This is a genomic window from Streptomyces sp. NRRL F-5755 (assembly GCF_001279365.1).
GTDB lineage: Bacteria > Actinomycetota > Actinomycetes > Streptomycetales > Streptomycetaceae > Streptomyces > Streptomyces rimosus.
Window position 1 is genome coordinate 18,751 of the sequence record NZ_LGCW01000316.1, and the last position, 19,193, is coordinate 37,943.

Sequence of the window (19,193 nt, forward strand, 5' to 3'; positions counted from 1 at the left end):
CCGCCGTACGGGCGAGACCGTTCCCCGTACGGCGGTGCCGTGTTTTCGGGCGGGAGGCGTTCACGACAGGAGCAGGGGCAGTTCGGCGTAGCCGCGCAGGGATGTCATACGGTTGCGCGGCGCCCCGGTGCCCGCGTGCGCGATCGACGGGAAGCGGGCCAGCAGCCGGGGGAAGGCGATGGCCGCCTCCAGGCGGGCCAGCGCGGCGCCCAGGCAGTAGTGGGCGCCCGCGCCGAAGGTGAGCGAGCCGCCCGGCGCCCGGTCCGGCCGGAAGGCGTCCGGGTCCCCGTGGCGCGCAGGATCGCGGTTGGCGCTCGCGAGCAGGGCCACCACCTGGGAGCCCTGCGCCACGGCCACCCCGCCCAGCTCGGTGTCCTCGCCCGCCCAGCGGGAGGCGATCTGGATGGGCGGGTCGAAGCGCAGCATCTCCTCGACCCAGGCGTCGATCCGCTCCGGCTCGCCGCGCAGCCGCGCGAGCAGGTCCGGGCGGTCCAGCAGGACGGCCGTGCCGTTGCCGATGAGATTGCTGGTGGTCTCGTAGCCGGCGGAGTACAGCAGCACCAGGTTGGCGAGCAGTTCGCGCCGGGTGAGCCGGTCGCCGTCCTCCTCGCGTACCGCGATGAGCGTGCTGATCAGATCGGTGCGCGGGTCCTCCTGGCGCCGGGCGGCCAGCGCGCCGAGCCGGTCCCACAGCTCCGCGGTGGCCTCGTCCGCGCGCTCCAGCGCCTCCCCGGCGAGGTTCTGCTCGATCGCGGAGGTGACGGCCTGCACGCGCGGCGCGAACCAGGCGCGGTCCTCCTCGGGGATGCCGAGCAGTTCGCCGATGACGGTGATCGGCAGCGGCAGCGCGAAGTGCTCCATCAGGTCCACCGGGGCGCCCCCGGCGGCCCGTTCGGCGAGACCGTCCAGCAGGCCCTCGACCAGCTTCTCCACCGCGGGCCGCAGCCCGGCCACCCGGCGCGGGGTGAAGGCGCGGCCCACCAGGCGGCGCAGCCGCTCGTGGTGCGGCGAGTTCTGGTTGACCATCTCGCCCATCAGGGAGAAGACGCTGAGGTGGTCGCGGCCCTCGGGCCAGGTACGGGCGAGGTACGCGTCGTCCTCGACCCGGAAGAGCGGATCGCGCAGCACGCGGTCGCAGTCGGCGTGCCGGCTGACGACGACGGTGCCGTCCGGCAGCCGGGAGACCGGCCCGTGCTCCCGCAGCACCGCGTAGTGCGGATACGGATCGGGGCAGCCCAGCGGACTGAACAGCGCGCGCAGGGCCCGGCGTACCGCGGCCGGGTCGCTCATGGTGCCTCCTGGCTGGAAGGTGCGCCCCGCCCCTTCGGGGGCAGGGGCGGGGCGCACCGGTCTGGTGCGGGCCGCCGCGGCGCTCAGGCCGTCAGCTGCTTCTCGACGCGGAGCACGATGTCGGAGACCAGGCGCAGCTCCTTCAGCTCCTCCTCGGGGAGGCTGACGCCGAAGCGCTCCTCGACGGCGACGATGACCTCGACCATGGCCAGCGAGTCGACGTCCAGGTCCTCGATGAAAGCCTTCTCCTCGCTCACCTCGGCGGGTTCGACGTCGGCGACCTCGTTGAGGATCTCGGCGAGTCCGGCGATGATCTCTTCACGCGTCATGGTGGTTACCTCTCTGTGGTGTGGGGTGTGGCTCAGGGGTGCGGTGGGCGCGCGGGCGCGTCCGGGCGGGTCAGGAGTGCGGGGCCGCGGTCCCGGAGGTCTCGGTGTCCTCGGTGTCTTCGGTGGCGGCCGGCTTGGGCATGGACAGCGCCACGACGTGGTCCGCGAACTTCCGCTCGATGCCGATGAGGCGGAGCTGCCGGTACAGGCTCTCGATGCCGAGCTGCTTCATGGTCAGCCCCTGCGGGGCGTCGTCGACCTGGCCGCCCTCCTCGATGTTCAGGGCGATCGGCGCGGCCTGCTCGATGACCTCGCGGATGTCGTCGCCGTAGCCCTCCTTGATCCCGATGCGCAGGGCGTGCAGGCCGAAGCTGACGTGCCGGGACTCGTCGCGGGCCATCGCGGTGAAGCCGGCCTTCACCCCGGCCAGCAGCGGGATACCGTGCAGCGAGTTGACGATGGCGCGCTGGCCGACCAGGGCGAGCACGCCCTCGGTGATCAGGTGGAAGAGCGCCACGGCGCGCAGCCAGCGCCGGTAGTCCGAGGGGTGTTCCTGGAGTTCGCGGATGACCTCGGTCTCCAGGCGGCTGAGGTCCCGGTGCGGCGGGGTGACCATGTTCCACGCCTGGACGAGCATCCGCTTGGGGTCGGAATCCAGGCCGAGCAGTTCCTCGCCGAGGCGCAGCATCAGCTGGGTGTGCCGGGTCTCGTCGGCGATCTGGGTGCCGAGGTAGAGGTGGTCGCGCTCCTCGGGGGCGCCGGTGAGGATGGGGCCGAGCAGGTCCAGGCCGGTGTACTCGCCGATGATGAAGGTGGCGATGGACTCCTCGATCGCCTTGCGCGCGGAGCGCGGCAGCCGCTTGTCGAAGTCCTCGCGGTCCGGCTCCAGTTCGATGGCCTGGGCGGACCACTGCTGCTTCTCCCAGCGCTCGTAGAGCGCCTGGGGGTGCGGCTGCTGCTCGGTGACGAGGTCCGCGTGCCGGAGTACGTCGTCCAGGGGCAGGCGGGGCATCTCGGCGAGCTTGGCGTCGTCGAGCAGCAGGGTGCTCCAGCGCGGCATATCAAAACTCCGTGACTAGTGAGTCAAGTTCATGACTTCCCATAAGTCCGGTAGTGAACAGCAATCTCCGTGCGCAGTCAACGCGAGAGGTTGACTCCCTCGCGGGCTGCTGAAAGTCGTCAGTCATGTTTCTTGACTCTCGAGTCGAGGGTGTGTCAATCTTTCGTCGTCGCCAGGACGGGACGACGGCGGGCCGGACGGACGGCCGCCCCCGTCCGCGGCACCGGGGCCCCGCGCCCCACCACCGGAACACCCACGACGTACGCGAACGGAAGGGAGGCGGGACCATGGCACCGACGCAGGACGCGGCACGGACGCAGGACCTGACCCGGCCCGCCGGCGCGGAGCGCCGCGTGGTGATCACCGGCTGCGGCACCATCTCCCCGATCGGCCACACCGTCGAGGAGTTCTGGGCCGCGGCCACCGCGGGGCAGAGCGGCATCCGCCCCATCACGCGCTACGACGTGGACGCCCTGCCCACCCGGTTCGCCGGTGAGGTGGTGGGCTTCGACCCCAAGCCGTACATGCCGAACAAGGTGAGCCGGCGCCTGGACCGCTTCGCGCAGTTCGGGCTCGCCGCCGCCCTCCAGGCGATGGACCAGGCCGGGCTGACGATCGGCGAGGAACTCGCCACCCGTACGGCCGTCCTGGTCGGCTCGGGCTACGGCCCCGGCCAGCTGATGCGCACGGCCATCCACGACCTGCGCGACCACGGCCGCCGCCGGATGACGCCCTACCTCGCCTCCGGCGGTTCCCTGGACAGCGCGGCCGGCGAGATCGCCGCCCGCTTCGGGGCCCGCGGCGCCTCCGGCGCCACCGTCACCGCCTGCGCCACCGGCGCGACCTGCGTCGGCGACGCGCTGCGCATGATCCGGCACGGCTACGCCGACGTCGCGATCGCCGGCGGCGCGGACGACGCGGTCAACCCGCTCGACCTGGGCGCCGCCGCCAACGCCGGGGCGCTCTCCCGCCGCGACGACGACCCGCACCTGGTCAGCCGGCCCTTCGACCGGCAGCGCGACGGCTTCGTGATGGGCGCGGGCGCCGGCATCGTCGTCCTGGAGGAGGCCGGGCACGCGGTGCGCCGCGGCGCCACGATCCTGGCCGAGGTGGCCGGGTACGGCGCCACCACCGACGCCTACCACTCGACCCACCCGCACCCCGACGGCCTGGCCGCCCGGCAGGCGATGTCCGACGCGCTCGCCGACGCCGGCCTTCGCCCCGAGGACATCGACCACGTCTCGGCCCACGGCACCAGCACCCAGCTCAACGACCGCATCGAGAGCGCCGCGATCCACGCCGTCCTCGGCGGCCACGCCCCGCGGGTGCCCATCAGCTCGCTCAAGTCGATGACCGGCCACATGATCGGCGCGGCCGGTGCCGTGGAGCTGATCGCCGCCGTCCAGACGATCCGCACCGGCCTGGTGCCGCCGACGGTCAACTGCGACGACCCCGAGGACACCACGCTCGACTACGTACCGCACAAGGCCCGTGAGCACGCGGTCCGCGCGGTGCTCAGCAACTCGTTCGGGTTCGGCGGGCACAACGCCGTCCTCGTCGTCCGCGCCTGGCCCGGCGCCGCGGACACCGCGGGCCGTCAGGACCGGGAGCCGAAGGAGGAGGGCCGATGACCACCGGACCGCAGCCCGAGGCGTTCTGCCAGGCCGACCCGGTCTTCTACGACATCGCCGGCCGCCACACCGCCGACGACTCCCACGCCTTCGCGCAGACCCACGCCCCCGCCCCCGCCGGCTGGGAGCGCCGCGAGATGGACGTGTGGATCGTCCACACGCCGCTCGGCCACGCCCTGCCGCAGCAGGGCTGGAAGATCCACATCTCCGGCCTGCCGGACAACGCGCGGCACGTCGTGGACACCGCCTGGGACTACTGCACCGCCAACGGCCTGCCGTTCAAGTTCCTGCGCGGCGTGGACGTCCTGACCACCCACAGCCTCAAGTACGCCCCGCGTTCGTCCAGCGGCAAGCTCGTGACGATCTACCCGTCCGACGAGGAGCAGCTGCACCGCACCCTCGTCGAGCTGGGGCAGCGCCTGGACGGCACGGCCGGTCCGTACATCCTCACCGACCTGCGGTGGGGCGCCGGTCCGCTGCACGTACGCTACGGCGGCTTCGTCACCCGCTACTGCACCGACGACGACGGCACCGCCGTACCCGCCATCGAACGCCCCGACGGCACGCTGGTCCCCGACCGCCGCCGCCCGGTCTTCGAGGTGCCCGAGTGGGTCGAGCTGCCCGGCTTCCTCGCCGAACAGCTCGCCGCCCGCCAGGCGGGCGGCTCCGCGTCGGACTTCCCGTACAAGGTCGAGCGCGCCCTGCACTTCTCCAACGGCGGCGGCGTCTACCAGGCCCGCGACACCGAAGGCCGCAAGGTGGTCCTCAAGGAGGCCCGTCCGAACGCCGGACTGGACGGCCTCGGCCTGGACGCGGTCGCCCGGCTGGACCGCGAGCGCCGGGCCATGGAACACCTCGCCGGCCTGCCCGGCATCCCGGCCCTGTACGAGCACCGCGTGGTGTGGGAACACCACTTCCTGTCCGTGCAGCACCTGGAGGGCGACACTCTCCAGGGCTGGCTGGCCCGGCACTACCCGCTGACCAAGGCACGCCCCGAGCCCGCCGCGCTGAGCGCGTACGTACGCCGGGCGCAGGCCCTGGCCGACCGCATCGAAGCCCTGGTCGCCCGGGTGCACGAGCGCGGCATGGTCTTCGGCGACCTCCACCCGGCGAACATCCTCGTGACCGAAACGGACGGTGCCGACGAGGTCGCGCTGGTCGACTTCGAACTGTGCGTCCCCGTCGCGGAGGCGGACCGGCTCGGCATGGGCCACCCCGGCTTCGCCGGCACCGGGCGCACCGGCTACGGCATCGACCGGCACGCGCTGGCCGCCCTGCGCCTGTGGCTGCTCTTCCCGCTCACCGGGCTCAACGAACTGGACCCGGGCCGCGCGGCGGCGTACGTGGACGTGGCCGAGCGCAGGTTCGCCCTGCCGGCCGGCTCCCTGGACGCGCTCCGCCGCGAACTCGCGCCCGGCGAGGCGGCCATGAACCGGGTGCCCGCGGCGCTCCGCGAACCGCTGGGCGTCCGCCTGGACACCTCGCTGCCCAACTGGGCCGCCGCACGCAAGTCGCTGGCCGAGGCGGTCCTGCTGTCCGCCACGCCGCAGCGCGCCGACCGGCTCTTCCCGGGCGACGTACGGCAGTTCACGACGGACGGCCTCAACTTCGCCTACGGCGCCGCAGGCGTCCTGTGGGCGCTGGACACCGCCGGAGCCGGCCGCTTCCCCGAGTACGAGCAGTGGCTGCTGGACGCCGTCGAACGCGACCGGCCGCAGCGGCCCGGCTTCTACGACGGAGCGCACGGCATCGCCCACGTGCTCGCGGGCTTCGGCCACCTGGAGGCCGCCGGGCGCCTGCTCGACGGCTGCCGGACGGCCACGGACGCGATGGCCGAGGTGAGTCTCTTCCGCGGCATGGCGGGCGCGGGCCTGAACCTGCTGGACTTCGCCGCTCGCACGGGCAGCGGCGACCACCGCGACCAGGCCCTCGGCCTGGCGGAGCGGACGGCCGCCGCCGTCACGGCCGGGACCGCCCCGGGCATCGCCGCGGGCCCCGGCCGGGGCAGCCGGGCCGGACTGCTGCGCGGCTGGTCGGGAGCGGCCCTGTTCTTCCTGCGGCTGTACGAGGACACGTCCGACACGGCGTACCTCGACCTGGCCGTACGGGCGCTGCACCACGACCTCGACCTGTGCGCCACCGGCGAGGACGGTTCGCTCCAGGTGGACGGCGGGTTCCGTCAGCTGCCCTACCTGGAGGTGGGCACCGCGGGCATCGCCCTCGTCGCCGACGAGGTGCTCGCCCACCGCGCCGACGCACGGCTGGCGGAGGCACTGCCGCTGCTGGTCCGCGCCGCGGAGCCGGAGTTCACCATCGAGCCGAACCTGTTCGGCGGCCGGGCGGGTCTGCTGGCCACGCTCGCCGCGCTAAGGGCCCGCGACCCGCAGCCGGAGCAGGGCCTCGGCGTCGAGCGCCACCTGACGCGGCTGCACTGGCACGCACTGTCCTACCACGGCCATCTCGCCTTCCCGGGCGATCAGTTGCGCCGGGTCTCGATGGACCTGGCCACCGGCGGGCCGGGAATCCTGCTGGCCCTGACCGCGGCCCTGGACGGGAGGCGGGACTTCCTGCCCTTCCTGGCCCCGCGGGGCGGCCGGCGCACCGGCGCGGACCACCGCGCCCCCTGAGCTTCCGGCCGGCCCCCAGGCCGACCGGAAAAACCGAACACCGAGTCAGTGGAGAGGAGGAAACACCATGTCGATCGTTCTCGACCTGCAGGGCCTCGAGGTCCCCGCCGAGGAGGCCGCGCGCGTCTCCAGCACCGTCAGCAGCCACTGCTGAACGCGCTGAGCGCCAGCTCCGGTGCCCGCCCGCGGGCGGGCACCGGAGCTCAACTCATTTCCCGAACCATCTGTGAGGAGCCCGGATGAGCGGCCTGCTCGACGGCAAGAGGCTGGTCATCACCGGTGTGATCAGCGAAAGTTCCATCGCCTACGCCGTGGCGCGGCTGGCTCAGCAGCAGGGCGCGCGGATCGTACTGACCGCGTACGGGCGGCCCACCCTCGTCCAGCGACTCGCCCGCCGGCTGCCCGACGAGCCCCCGGTGGTCGAACTCGACGTCACCGACGCGGACCAGCTCGCCACCCTCGCCGACCGCGTGGGCGCGCACCTCGACGGCATCGACGGCGTCCTGCACTCCGTCGCCCACGCCTCCGCCAGTTGCCTCGACGGCGGCTTCCTGACGGCGCCGTGGGCCGACGTGTCCGCTGCCCTGCACACCTCGACGTACTCCCTCACCGCCCTGGCCACCGCCTGCCGCCCGCTGCTGGCGCCCGGCGCCTCCATCGTGGGCCTGGACTTCGACGCCTCGCGCGCCTGGCCCGGCTACGACTGGATGGGCGTGGCCAAGGCCGGGCTGGAGGCATGCTCCCGCTACCTGGCGAGGGACCTCGGCCCCGAGAACGTCCGGGTCAACCTCGTCGCGGCGGGCCCGCTGCGCACCCTGGCCGCCCGCGGCATCGGCGGCGACGGCCCGGCCTTCGAGAAGGAGTGGGCGACGCGTGCCCCGCTGGGCTGGGACCCCGCGGACGCCGAGCCGGTGGCCCGCACCTGTCTGGCCCTGCTCTCGGACTGGCTGCCCGCCACCACCGGCGAGATCGTGCACGCCGACGGCGGCCACCACATGATCGGAAGCTGACGTGCACCACCTCGGATCGGCCTTCGGCCCGGACATCACCTTCCTCGGCGTACCGCGCCTGGACCTGGACGATCCGCCCGCGGACGCGGACGTGATCATCCTCGGTGCCCCCTTCGACGGCGGCACCTCGCACCGGCCCGGCGCCCGCTTCGGCCCGGCCGCCATCCGCCAAGCCTGCTACCTGCCGCACAACGGCGCCCGCCGCAGCCTCGCACTCGGCGTGGACCCGCTGACCGAGCTGAAGGTCTACGACGCCGGGGACGTGCCCTGCTACTCCGGCGACATCGAGCAGAGCATCCGTACCGTGGAGGGGGCGGTACGGATGACCGCCGGGCTCGGCGCGATCCCGGTCGTGCTCGGCGGCGACCACACCATCGCGCTGCCCGACATGCGCGCCGTCGCCCGCCACCACGGCTTCGGGCGCGTCTCGATGCTGCACTTCGACGCGCACGCCGACACCGGCGAGGTGGAGGACGGCCCGCTCTACGGGCACGGCAAGCCGATGCGCCAGCTCATCGAGTCCGGCGCGGTACGCGGCGACCGCTTCCTCCAGATGGGGCTGCGCGGCTACTGGCCCGGCCCGGAGACGCTGCGCTGGATGGCCGAGCAGGGCATGCGCTCGTACGAGATGAGCGAGATCTCCGCCCGCGGCTTCGACACCTGCCTGGCGGAGGCGTTCGCCACCGCCATGGACGACTGCGACGGCGTGTACCTCTCCGTCGACGTGGACGTGGTCGACCCGGGCCAGGCACCGGGCACCGGCACCCCCGAGCCGGGCGGCCTGACCTCGCGGCAGCTGCTGGACGCGGTGCGCCGGGCGGCCTACGAACTGCCAATCGTCGGCGTAGAGGTGGTCGAGGTGGCGCCGCCGTACGACCACGCCGACATCACCGCGTACCTGGGCAACCGGATCGTCCTGGAGGCGCTGTCCGGCATCGCCCGCCGCCGGCGCGACGCCGGAGAAGGCACGACCTGGGACCCGACGGTTCCGCTGCTGCGGCGGGACGGCCTGGGCGGCGGCAGATGAGCGTGCCGGGGGAGGAGGACGGCCGCCGGGCCGTCTTCGGCCCGTACGTGGTCGAGCGCGAGAAGATCCGCGAGTTCGCCGCGGCCGTGGGCACCGCCGACCCCGCGCACACGGACCCCGCGGCGGCCCGTGCCCTGGGCCACCCGGACGTCCTCGCCCCGCCGACCTACCTCGCCGTCCTCGCGATCCGCGCCGAGGAACGGCTGCTGCGCGATCTCGGCGCCCCCGCCGACGGCGCGGGCACGATCCACCGCGAGGAGCGCTTCGTGCACCACCGCCCCGCCTACGCCGGGGACGAACTGCTGGTGACCGTACGGCTGAAGGACGCGTCCCGGCGCGCGGGCCGCGAGGTCGTGGTACTGGAGAGCGCGTTCCGGGCCGCCGACGGATCACCGGTGAGCACCGTGACCTCCACCCTGCTGCTGCCGGACCGCCGCGGCAACGATGACAAAAGCTGACTCCAACTCATGGGAGCGGATCTCCGCATGACCGAAACGATGGCGCCCCCCGTCCCCGCCCCCCGGCTCGTCGGCGCGGCCGAGGGCGGCCTTTCGGGGCCGGACCTCACCGGCCGGGTGCTGGCCGCCGCCCGGGTCCTGCGCGACCGCGGCATCAGTCCCGGCGACCGGGTCCTGGTCAAGGGCGACAACTGCGTCGACTACGTCGTGGCGCTGCTCGCCCTGATGCACCTGGACACCTCGCTCGTACCGGTCGACCACCGCCAGTCCGCCGCCGACGGCCGGGCCACCGCCCGCCAGGCCCGCGCCCGCTGGCTGCTCACCGACGGCACCGCCGACCCCGCCTTCCCCGCCGACCGGGTGCTCGGCTACCCCGGCCTCGGCGCGGACACCGCGCCCCCGTCCGGTGAGGTCGACCTCACCGCCTGGCTCGCCCGCCCGGACGCCGTGGTGCTGTGGTCCTCCGGCACCACCGGCCGCCCCAAAGGCATCGTGAAGTCGGGACCCGCGGTGCACGACAACACGCTGCGCACCATCCAGGCCATGGGCTACCGCGCCGACGACGTGCTCGCCCCGCTGCTGCCCTTCTCCCACCAGTACGGCCTGTCCGTCGTCCTGCTGTGGTGGCTGGCCCGCTGCACCCTGGTCGTCACCCCCTACCAGCGGCTGGACATCGCCGTCGGCCAGGCCGCCGCGCACGGCGTCACGGCCGTGGACGCCGCCCCGTCCACGTACCACTCGCTGCTCGGCGTCGTCCGCCGCCGCCCGGAACTGCGCTCGGCCCTCGCCGGGGTGCGGATCTGGGGCGTGGGCGGCGCCCCGCTGCCCGCCCCGCTCGCCGAAGCCTTCCCGGCCGCCATGGGCCGCCCGCTGCTGGACGGCTACGGCCTCAGCGAGCTGGGCAACGTAGCGCTGGCCACGCCCGAGGCGCCGACCGGCTGCGGCCGTCCGCTGCCCGGCGTACGGATACGGGTGGTCACCCCGGACGGCCGGGAGGCCGCCCCCGGCGAACTCGGTGAGATCGAGGTGGACTCCCCGGGCCTGATGGAGGGCTACCTCCTGGAGGACGGCACGCTCACGCCCGTACGCCACACGACCTGGTACCCGACCGCCGACCTCGGCCGCTTCGACGAGGCGGGCAACCTGCACGTGGTCGGCCGCAACCAGGCGGTGCACCGGCTGGGCTTCACGCTCTACCCGGAGAGCCTGGAGCGCAAGGCGGAGGCCGCCGGGCGGCAGGTGAAGGTGCTGGCGGTGGAGGACAGCCGACGCGGCAGCGCGCTGCACTTCGTGGTGGCGGACCCGGAGGGCGGCGCCCCTGCCGAGTGGCGGCGCCGGCTGGCCACACACCTGGCGGAGTATGAGCAGCCCAACGCGGTCCACGTGGTGGAGAGCTTCCCCCTCTCGCCGAACGGGAAGGTGGACGCGGGGGCGTTGCGGGGGATGGTGGGGCTGGAAGGCTGAGGCAGGCGGGCGGGACATCGCGTCCCGCCCGCCGGCTCGTCTCGTCAACCCCCTTGCCAGTACCGCCTGTTCAGGCCAGCCGCAGGATCAGCGAGGCGTTGTTCCCCCCGAACCCGAAGCTGTTCACGGCGGCGGTACGGGCCGACGGCAGCCGCAGCGGCGCCGTGGGCAGCACCACCCGGTCCGTGTCCTCCGCGGACGCCAGCCCGGCGGTCGGCGGGACCGTACCGGTACGCAGGGTCAGCGCGGCGGCGGCCAGCGCCGGGGCTCCCGAGATGTGCAGCAGGTGGCCGATGGCGCCCTTGTGCGAACTCACGGGCAGAGCAGAAGCGCCGGTTTCGGCGGCGAGGGCCTCGATGGCCGCGAGTTCGGCGGCGTCACCCTGGGCGGTGCCGGTCGCGTGGGCGTGCACATGGTCCAGCCCGTCCACCGCGGCGTCCTCCAGCGCGTCGCGCATGCACGCGCCGATCAGCTCCGCGTCCGACGCGGCGGCCTTGGCCCCGGCCACCCGGCAGGCCGCACCGGCGACCACGAGATCGGCCACGTGACCCCGCGACCGGGCGTGCCCGGCCGTCTCCAGCACGACCGCGCCCCCGCCCTCACCGAGCGAGATACCCGCCCGCCCGGCGTCGAACGGCCGGGCGGCGTCGCGGCCCACGGCCCGTACGACGTCCATGCTGGCGTACTCGTACCGGTTGAGGACCGACGAGCCCGCCACCACGGCGACCGGCGCGACGCCCGCGCGCAGGGCCTCGCGGGCGAAGCCGACGGCGAAGACGGCCGAGGCGCAGGCGTGCGAGAGGTGCAGGGCGCGGCCGGGCGCGAAGGCGGGGCCGAGGGTGCCGGACGGGTCGGGGCCCAGGAACTCCTGCTCGGAGGCGGAGTCGGCGCCGGTTTCCGGGCCCGCATCCGGTGCCTGGCCGACGAGGATCACCAGGGCGTCCCGCGGCACGCCCGGCAGCCCGGCGGCCTCCACGGCCTCCACGACGGCGGCCCGTGCGTAGGCGCTCTTACGGGGCGTCCCGGCCGCGGGGTCCGGTCCGGGCACCTCGCCCACCGGCTCGCCCCGATAGGACGGCGCCTTGAAACGCCGGGCCGGACGCAGCGCCGAGCGGCCTTCGAGCAGCCCCCGCCAGTAGGGCGCGACGCCCGTGCCGAAGGGGGTGACCAGCCCGAGGCCGCTGATGACGATGTCGTTGACGGGGTTGCTCACGGGATCGTTCACGGGCATGTGACGCTCCAGGCGGTCGCGACGGCGAGGCAGTGCACCGGGCGCTGGCCGTCGCCGGGTGAGACGAAGAGGTCCAGGTGGACGGCCGGTCCCGGCATGGCGGCCAGGGGCCAGGGCGGGCGCGGCGCGTCCCCGGCCCGCTCCGGGCGCTGTGCGTCCACCGGCAGCGGCGCGAGGAGGTAGCAGCCCCCGCGGTGCCCGGACGCGGTGGTGTAGGGGCGGACCAGCTCGGAGGTCTCCAGGCCGATGGAGTCCGACGGCCGCAGTCGACGTTCGGTGTCGTGGCAGCGCCGTACGAAGTGGCGGGCGGCCCACGAGCTGTACGCGCCGCACAGGACGTACAGCGGGGCGGTGGCCCGTACGGCCTCGGGCAGGGCCTCGAAGGCGGTCCGCAGCGCCCAGGTGACCGCGTCCACCGGCTTGGCGTGCGCTTCGGGAGCGGCGGTGAAGTCAGCCGTTCCGAACCCCTCTGCTGCTGCGGCCAGTTGACCGGCGTCGGTGGCCGCCAGGCCGACTCCGTGACGCACGGCGCCCGGCTGCCGGCCGCTGTCGGGCCCGGTGCCCGCCCGGCCCGTCTCCGCTGTCGCCATCCGGCCGCCCCGCCCCTCTACCGCCAGTCATGAGTTGTCGAATATGCTGAATCTGTAGTCAAATTTTGTCAACAACGTCGTCTACGGGGGAGGGCGCCTTGCCGCGCCACATCGGCTTCGTCTCCATCGCCTGGCACGGCCATGTGAACCCGACACTCGGCCTCGTCGCGGAACTCGTCCGGCGCGGCCACCGGGTCTCCTACGCCGTCACCGAGGCGTTCGCGCCCGCCGTACGGGCCGCGGGCGCCGAACCCGTCGTCTACCGCAACCCGGTGGACGACGCGCTCACCGAAGACGGCCTGGACATCTCCCCCATGGACTTCCTGCGCGAGGCCAGGGCCACGCTGGACGTGCTGGAGAACGCCTGGGCGACCGACCGGCCCGAGGTGATCGCGTACGACGGGATCGCCTGGGCGGGCCGGGTGCTCGCCGCGAAGTGGCGGCTGCCGGCCGCGGAGATGTGGCCCTCGTTCGTCTCCAACGAGCACTTCTCGCTGGAGGCCGAGTTCCTGGCCGACAACCCGCTGCACCCCGGAGTCCTGCGCTTCGCCCGGGAGCTGACCCGGTTCCTGGCCGCCCACGACCTGTCCGGCTGCTCGGTGACCGACTTCCTCGGCCACACCGAGGACCTGCGGCTGGTCTTCCTGCCGCGCGCGTTCCAGTACCACGGCGAGACCTTCGACGAGCGGTTCGCCTTCGTCGGCCCGTGCGCCGGCGACCGCGGCTTCCAGGGCAGCTGGCGCCCGGCCGGGGACGGCCGCCCGGTCCTGCTGATCGCCCTCGGCACGGCCTGCTACGACTGGCCCGAGTTCTTCCGGATGTGCGGCGAGGCGGTCGCATCGCAGCCCTGGCAGGTCGTCATGGCGTACGGGCCGGGCATGGACCGCGCCGCCATCGGCCCGCTCCCCGAAAATGTCGAGGCCCACCCGCACGTACCCCAGCTCGACGTACTGCGTCACGCCGACTCCTTCGTCACTCACGCCGGCATGGGCTCCACCATGGAGGCTCTGCTGCACGGCACTCCCATGGTGGCCGTACCGCAGACCCAGGAACAGACCGCCGTCGCCGAACGCATCGACGCTCTCGGCCTCGGCGTACGCCTGGACCGCGACCACCTGGACGCGGCCACACTGCGCACCGCCCTGACCCGCGTCATGACCGACGGCGGCATCCGGTCCCGGGTCGCCCGCATGCGGGACGAGGTGCGCGGGGCCGGGGGAGCGGCCGAAGCCGCCGACCGCATCGAGGCCCTGATGGCCGGCGCCGGGCCCGCGGCCACCACCGGGCCCGCGGCGACCACCGTCCGTACGGGCTGACCGGGCCCACCACCACAGCACCGCCACAACATCACCGCCACCACAGCACCGCGACCACGGTCCTCGCTCGGGACCGGAACGGAGAACTGATGCAGGGCAAACTCGTCCGGCTCGAACGCCCCGCCGACCAGGACTACGAGCTGATGGCACAGTGGTTCGGCCCCGACTCGGCCGCCGCCGTGATGGCCGCCACCGAAGGGGACGTGGTCACCGCCGAGGACTTCCGCAAGCTCGACCACACCGGCGGGCTGCGGCAGTTCGCGGTGCGCGACGGCGAGGACCGGACCGTGGGCGCCGTGCACTACAAGGCACAGGGCCCGGTCGGCGGCTATGTGCTCGGCGGCGCGATCGGCGACCCCGAACTGTGGCGCCGCGGCTTCGGCGCCGAGGCGTTCGACCTGCTCATCGACCACCTCTTCCACGCACGCAACGCCCACCGGGTGACGTTCACCACCGCGCTCTACAACAAGAACGTGATGCGCCTGGTGACCGGCGTCGGCTTCACCCTCGAAGGCATCCTGCGCGAGTACTTCTACCTCGACGGCCGCCACCACGACGGCGCCGTGTGGGGCCTGCTGCGGCACGAGTACTACGCGGCGGTCGAGGAACTCAAGCGCACCGACCCGACCTTCGTCCTCCCCGACACCATCCCCGAGGCCGACAAGGCCGAGGCACGCCGCCTGCTCGCCGAGTACATCACCAGCCCCACCGGCAAGACGTCGGCGGGCCTGCTGCTCGCCTCGGTCGCCGCGGCGGACGCTGCCGGAGCCTCGGTCACCGCGGCGGACGCTGCCGGGCAGCCCGCCGAACCGTCTGCCCAGCCGTGACCGCCACCCCTGGCCGCGGTCCGCGCTGGACGACCGTGGTCCTCTCGCCGCACTTCGACGACGCCGCGCTGTCCGTCGCCGGATACCTCGGCCGTACCGCCGGGCCCACCGCCGTGGTCACCGTCCACGGCGGCGCCCCGGCGGCGGGCCGGATCTCCTGGTGGGACGCGGGCTGCGGCTTCGCCACGCCGGAAGAGGCGTACCGCGCACGCCTGGCCGAGGACGCCCGGGCCTGCGCACTGCTCGGCGCCGAGCAGATGATCCTTCCGAACCCCGACAGTCCGTACCGTGAGGCGGGCGACCTGGCGGGGCTGGCCGACTTCCTGACCGCACTTCCCCCGCAGACCAGAGTGCTGGTCCCCCTCGGCACCAACCAGCCCGACCACACCGCCGTACGCGACCAGGCCCTCGCGGCGCTGGCCGGACGCCCCGGCCTGGCTCCGTACGTCTACGCGGACCTGCCCTACACCGGCGGCGTCCGCAAGTGGGGCACGGACGCGGCGGTCGAGCGGCTCGCCGGTTCCGACAAGTACGGCGGCGCCTACCGCGACCTGTCCGCCGCGTACGAGCTGCGCGTGGCCCACGACATCCGGCTGGACGAGCGCGAATGGGCGGCGAAACGGGCGGCGGTCCTGAGCTACACCTCGCAGCTGGCGCCGGTGGCGGTCGGCCACGGGCCGTTCCTGCGGCGGCCGGGCCCGCTCCAGGCAGAACTCATTTGGGAAGCGGTCCCCGCCACCCTCGACAACGGAGAAGGGAACCGTCATGCCGGGCAGCCCCCGCACATCGGTGTCGGCTGAACACTTCGACAAGGTCTACCGTTCCAAGCCCGACCCGTGGGGAACCCTCCACAAGCCGTACGAACAGGAGAAGTTCGCCGACACGGCGTCCCTGCTGCCCGCCGGACGCTTCCGCTCGGCCCTGGAGATCGGCTGCGGCGTCGGCGCCCTCACCCGGCTGCTGGCGCCGCACTGCGACCAGCTGCTGGCCACGGACTGCTCCGCCGCCGCGGTCGAACAAGCCCGGCAGCACTGCGCCGACCTGCCCCACCTCACCTTCGGTACCCTCCGCGTCCCCGGCGAACTGGACGCCAAGAGCCTCCCGGCCCACCTGGCGGACCCGCTGGACCTCATCGTGATGTCCGAGGTCGGTTACTACCTCTCGGGCCCCGACCTCGATCTGACCGCCGCGCGGATCGCCGCCCTGCTCCGGCCGGGCGGGCATGTACTGCTGGCGCACTGGGTCCATGACGAGCCCGGCACCGCGCCCGCCACGGAAGCCGCCGCGGAGATTGTGACCGGCCACGGGGTGCACAAGGTCTTCCGCGACCGGGCGGACCTGCGGCCGATCGAGGGCCGGACCTGCCACCGGCACGGCAACTCGTACCGCTTGGATCTTTTCCAACGGGTGATGTGAAGGGGGCACAGCCGCCTCACGGGGGGTGAGGCGGCTTCGGAAGCGGCACCGCACGCTGACGTGAAGGGGCGGCACAGCCGCCTCACGGGTGGGTGAGGCGGCTTCGGAAGCGGCGCCACACGCCCGTGCCACCTTCTCGCTGGCTACTTGATCTACTCGATCTCGACGCGTCCGCCGTGCCGCTCCGCGCTGTCACCGCGGGCCTTGCGGCCGTCCGTACCGTCCCCGGAGGCGCCCTCTCCAGTGGCGCCCAGGTTGCGCCGTACGGAATCCAGGATCGTCAGCCCCTGGCCCACCAGCCCGGCGGCGATCTCGCCGAGCCCGTCCGTACCGTTCAGCACGTTCACGTTCGCGCCGGAGAGACCGGCCGAAGCCTCCTTGACGATCTGCGGCAGCTGGTCGATCAGCATCCGGTCCAGCGCCACCCGGTCGTACGAGGCGGCCGCCTCCGCCTGGATCTTCATCCGCTCGGCCTCGGCCATGGCGAGCACCCGGATACGCTCCGCGTCCGCCTCGGCCGGCTTGACGACCTCCGCCACCAGCTGCTGCTGCCGCAACTGGGCCGCCCGCTCGGCAAGTTCGGTCTTCGCGTCCAGCACCTCCTGCTGCGCGTGCGCCTCCGCCAGCGGGCCCGCCTGCGCGGCCTGGGCCTGCGCGCGGTCCACCTCGGCGTTGTACTGCGCCTGTACGACGGCGGTCTGCCGCGCGTACTCGGCCTGCTTGCGCGCCGCCTCCTGCTCCGCCTCGGCCGCGGCCTGCGTCGCCTGCGCCTGCGCGATCTGCGCCTGCCGCTGGATCGCCGCCTTGTGCGGGGCCGACATGGCCTCGATGTAACCGGTGTCCCCGTCGTCGATCGACTGGATCTGCAACGAGTCCACGTGCAGCCCGATCTTCGCCATCTCGGCCTTGGAGGTGTCCAGCACCTCGGTGGCCAGCTTCTGCCGCTCGGTGACGATCTCCTCGACCGTCATCGACCCGATGATGGACCGCAGGTGCCCGGCGAAGATCCGGCCGGTCAGCACCGACATCTGGTCCTGGTCGGAGAGGAAGCGCTGACCGGCGTTGACGATGCTCTCGACGTCGTTGCCGACCTTGAACGCGATCACGGCACGTACCGTCAGCGCGATGCCCTGCCGCGTCACACAGGTCTCGACGACCTCCGACTCGCACATCGCCAGCGTCAAGAAGCGCGTCTTGCGGAAAATCGGCAACACGAATTTCCCGTGACCGGTCACGACACGGAACGGCGCACCCCCGAGCCCACGCCTGCCACCCGATATCAGCATCGCCTCGTCGGGGGCGGGAACGCGGTAACCGAACATCTTTCGTCGTCTCCTCAACCGGCGTCGCCGGCGTCACCGGCCAACGCGTCCAATGGATCGGCCCACTCGATCACATCGACCTGCCGGCCGCCCCGCGAGGTGACCACCAGGACGCGCGTCCCGCGGGCCAGCGGCTCGGCGGACCAGGCCAAAAACGTCTCCGTACCACCCCTGACCCGCACCAGAACCTCACCGGCCCCAGCCGCCCCCCGGGTCCCAAGCACCAACTCCCCGGCACACCCGACCACAGCCTCATCCGAAACCACCGAGACCGCCCCCTCCCCGTTCCCACGTCCTTCGACCTTAGCCCGGTGTGGGGTGCTCGCCCATGCTGATCGGGGGCGGGGGTGGGATCTTGACTTGATTCTGACTTTGGGGGTGGGGGGGGGAGGGTTGGGCATCCTGGGGCGATTTCGGGGGGTTTGGGGTGGGGGTGGGGGTTACCGGTGTCCGCTTCCGGTTGGCGGTGGCTCTCGCTAGCGCTGGTTACGTTCGAGGTCTCCGATAGCGCTTCGGATTACTGGTTATGCTCGCGGTTTCCGGCAGGGCTTTCGACCGCTGGTTACGTTCGCGGTCTTCGGCAGGGCTTCCGACCGCTGGTTACGTTCGCCGTTTTCGGTAGCGCTACCGCACACCGGTTACGCTCGCGGTCTCCGGCGACACTTCCGATCCCCGGTTGCGCTTTTGAGCAGCGGCAATTCGCCCGAGCAGCGGTCTCGCTTGGGCTGACCGGTAATGCCGCGCTCACCGTAGGCGGCTGTGCTTATCGGGAACGCGGCGTTCACCGTAGGCGGTTGTGCTCACCGGAAACACGGCGCTTACCGTGAACGGTTGGGCTCACCGTGAACGATTGCGCTCACCAGGAACGCGGCGTTCACCGGAAGCGCTTTGGCCCCCCGCCAGCCCGCTTACTGGGTACGGTTGGGCCCACCAGAAGCGCGCTCGCTGGGTTCTTTCGGGCCCACCGGCAAGGCTTCGATCACCGGAAGCGCTGGGGCCGTGCGGCAACGCCTCGCTCATCGGGCGGGGTTGGGACCGCCGACGCCCTCCGGCTTATCCCCCCAGCTCACCACCCCCCGGGCATCTCCCCTGACTCACCAGCCCCCGGCTCACCATCACCCCAGCCGCCACCTCTCAAAGAACCCCCGCACACCACGCCGTACCTCCGGAACCGACACCTCCGGCGCCACGCTGCCCACCAACCCCCTCCGAGCCTCATCCGTCATCAGCCCGGCAGCCTGCAACTGCGGCACCATCGCGGCGTAATCCGTGAACACCCAGTGCGCGGCGTCCGCGAACCGCCGCTGCCGCACACGTCCGCCCGAATGGGCTCGTACGGCCGACCAGGACCGCCGCAACTCCTCCCGCCCGGGGAACCCGTCCGTACCCACCAGGAGCAGCGGCCGATCCACCCCGTACCGAGCCACCGGCAACAGCTCTCCGGGCCGCCCGGACGCCCCCGGCGCTTGGTCGAGGAAGCCCTCCCAATTGACGGCCGCCCCGATACGCCGGTCCTCGTACATCGCCTGGGCCGCAGCGGTTCCGCCTGCCGAATGCCCGTACACCCCGACCCGCCGTAGATCCAGCGCCCGCCC

General features: G+C 73.1%; 18 protein-coding genes and 1 pseudogene. 11 read left to right on the forward strand and 8 right to left on the reverse strand.

Annotated elements, in window-relative coordinates; genetic code table 11:
• Positions 1–60: 60 nt before the first annotated feature.
• The 3 genes from ADK86_RS37655 to ADK86_RS37665 form a co-directional block, all read right to left on the reverse strand.
• Positions 61–1,290 (reverse strand): cytochrome P450, encoded by a 1,230-nt coding sequence (locus ADK86_RS37655; RefSeq protein WP_053700676.1) that lies wholly within the window; start codon positions 1,288–1,290, stop codon positions 61–63.
• Between the two features lie 83 nt (positions 1,291–1,373).
• On the reverse strand, positions 1,374–1,619 hold the full coding sequence (locus ADK86_RS37660; RefSeq protein WP_003981564.1) for an acyl carrier protein: 246 nt from the start codon (positions 1,617–1,619) through the stop codon (positions 1,374–1,376).
• Positions 1,620–1,689: 70 nt separating this feature from the next.
• A complete protein-coding gene (locus ADK86_RS37665; protein ID WP_053700677.1) occupies positions 1,690–2,679 on the reverse strand; it encodes a ribonucleotide-diphosphate reductase subunit beta in 990 nt (329 codons plus the stop codon).
• 287 nt (positions 2,680–2,966) lie between these two features.
• On the opposite strand from ADK86_RS37665, the gene fabF reads away from it, so the two are divergent.
• From fabF to ADK86_RS37695, 7 genes are all read left to right on the forward strand, one after another.
• The gene (gene fabF, locus ADK86_RS37670; protein ID WP_053700678.1) at positions 2,967–4,310 is read left to right on the forward strand and encodes a beta-ketoacyl-ACP synthase II; all 1,344 of its coding nucleotides are present in this window, start codon (positions 2,967–2,969) and stop codon (positions 4,308–4,310) included.
• Positions 4,307–6,937 carry a class III lanthionine synthetase LanKC gene (gene lanKC, locus ADK86_RS37675; RefSeq protein WP_053700679.1) on the forward strand — a complete coding sequence of 877 codons (2,631 nt, stop codon included), beginning with the start codon at positions 4,307–4,309 and terminating at the stop codon, positions 6,935–6,937. Before fabF ends, lanKC begins: the two co-directional genes overlap by 4 nt.
• Positions 6,938–7,004: 67 nt before the next feature.
• Positions 7,005–7,091 carry a class III lanthipeptide gene (locus tag ADK86_RS45865; protein WP_191094851.1) on the forward strand — a complete coding sequence of 29 codons (87 nt, stop codon included), beginning with the start codon at positions 7,005–7,007 and terminating at the stop codon, positions 7,089–7,091.
• Positions 7,092–7,176: 85 nt separating this feature from the next.
• Entirely contained in the window at positions 7,177–7,947 is a 771-nt protein-coding gene (fabI, locus tag ADK86_RS37680) for an enoyl-ACP reductase FabI (RefSeq protein WP_053700680.1), read from the forward strand.
• A gap of 1 nt (position 7,948) precedes the next feature.
• The gene (speB, locus tag ADK86_RS37685; protein WP_053700681.1) at positions 7,949–8,974 is read left to right on the forward strand and encodes an agmatinase; all 1,026 of its coding nucleotides are present in this window, start codon (positions 7,949–7,951) and stop codon (positions 8,972–8,974) included.
• Positions 8,971–9,432 carry an FAS1-like dehydratase domain-containing protein gene (locus ADK86_RS37690; protein ID WP_053700682.1) on the forward strand — a complete coding sequence of 154 codons (462 nt, stop codon included), beginning with the start codon at positions 8,971–8,973 and terminating at the stop codon, positions 9,430–9,432. Before speB ends, ADK86_RS37690 begins: the two co-directional genes overlap by 4 nt.
• Positions 9,433–9,459: 27 nt before the next feature.
• Positions 9,460–10,896 (forward strand): class I adenylate-forming enzyme family protein, encoded by a 1,437-nt coding sequence (locus ADK86_RS37695; RefSeq protein ID WP_053700683.1) that lies wholly within the window; start codon positions 9,460–9,462, stop codon positions 10,894–10,896.
• Between the two features lie 70 nt (positions 10,897–10,966).
• Here the strand turns inward: ADK86_RS37695 and ADK86_RS37700 are convergent, their stop codons facing one another.
• The gene (locus ADK86_RS37700) at positions 10,967–12,127 is read right to left on the reverse strand and encodes a beta-ketoacyl synthase N-terminal-like domain-containing protein (protein ID WP_053700684.1); all 1,161 of its coding nucleotides are present in this window, start codon (positions 12,125–12,127) and stop codon (positions 10,967–10,969) included.
• Entirely contained in the window at positions 12,118–12,717 is a 600-nt protein-coding gene (locus ADK86_RS37705; RefSeq protein ID WP_053700685.1) for a hypothetical protein, read from the reverse strand. Before ADK86_RS37705 ends, ADK86_RS37700 begins: the two co-directional genes overlap by 10 nt.
• A gap of 98 nt (positions 12,718–12,815) precedes the next feature.
• Between ADK86_RS37705 and ADK86_RS37710 the strand changes: the two genes are divergently transcribed.
• The 4 genes from ADK86_RS37710 to ADK86_RS37725 all read left to right on the forward strand — a co-directional run bounded on the left by ADK86_RS37710 (position 12,816) and on the right by ADK86_RS37725 (position 16,276).
• Entirely contained in the window at positions 12,816–14,033 is a 1,218-nt protein-coding gene (locus ADK86_RS37710; RefSeq protein WP_053700686.1) for a macrolide family glycosyltransferase, read from the forward strand.
• 89 nt (positions 14,034–14,122) lie between these two features.
• On the forward strand, positions 14,123–14,860 hold the full coding sequence (locus tag ADK86_RS37715; RefSeq protein WP_053700687.1) for a GNAT family N-acetyltransferase: 738 nt from the start codon (positions 14,123–14,125) through the stop codon (positions 14,858–14,860).
• Positions 14,857–15,660 carry a PIG-L family deacetylase gene (locus tag ADK86_RS37720; protein ID WP_053700688.1) on the forward strand — a complete coding sequence of 268 codons (804 nt, stop codon included), beginning with the start codon at positions 14,857–14,859 and terminating at the stop codon, positions 15,658–15,660. The genes ADK86_RS37715 and ADK86_RS37720 overlap by 4 nt, the downstream gene beginning before the upstream one ends.
• Positions 15,626–16,276 carry a class I SAM-dependent DNA methyltransferase gene (locus ADK86_RS37725; protein ID WP_053700689.1) on the forward strand — a complete coding sequence of 217 codons (651 nt, stop codon included), beginning with the start codon at positions 15,626–15,628 and terminating at the stop codon, positions 16,274–16,276. Before ADK86_RS37720 ends, ADK86_RS37725 begins: the two co-directional genes overlap by 35 nt.
• Before the next feature lie 152 nt (positions 16,277–16,428).
• Here the strand turns inward: ADK86_RS37725 and ADK86_RS37730 are convergent, their stop codons facing one another.
• From ADK86_RS37730 to ADK86_RS45120, 3 genes and pseudogenes are all read right to left on the reverse strand, one after another.
• Positions 16,429–17,598, reverse strand: a complete 1,170-nt coding sequence (locus ADK86_RS37730) for an SPFH domain-containing protein (protein WP_053700690.1) — start codon at positions 17,596–17,598, stop codon at positions 16,429–16,431.
• Between the two features lie 14 nt (positions 17,599–17,612).
• Entirely contained in the window at positions 17,613–17,864 is a 252-nt protein-coding gene (locus tag ADK86_RS37735) for a hypothetical protein (protein WP_030603531.1), read from the reverse strand.
• An 849-nt stretch (positions 17,865–18,713) separates the two neighbouring features.
• Positions 18,714–19,193, reverse strand: a pseudogene (locus ADK86_RS45120) (alpha/beta hydrolase); the annotation flags it as partial.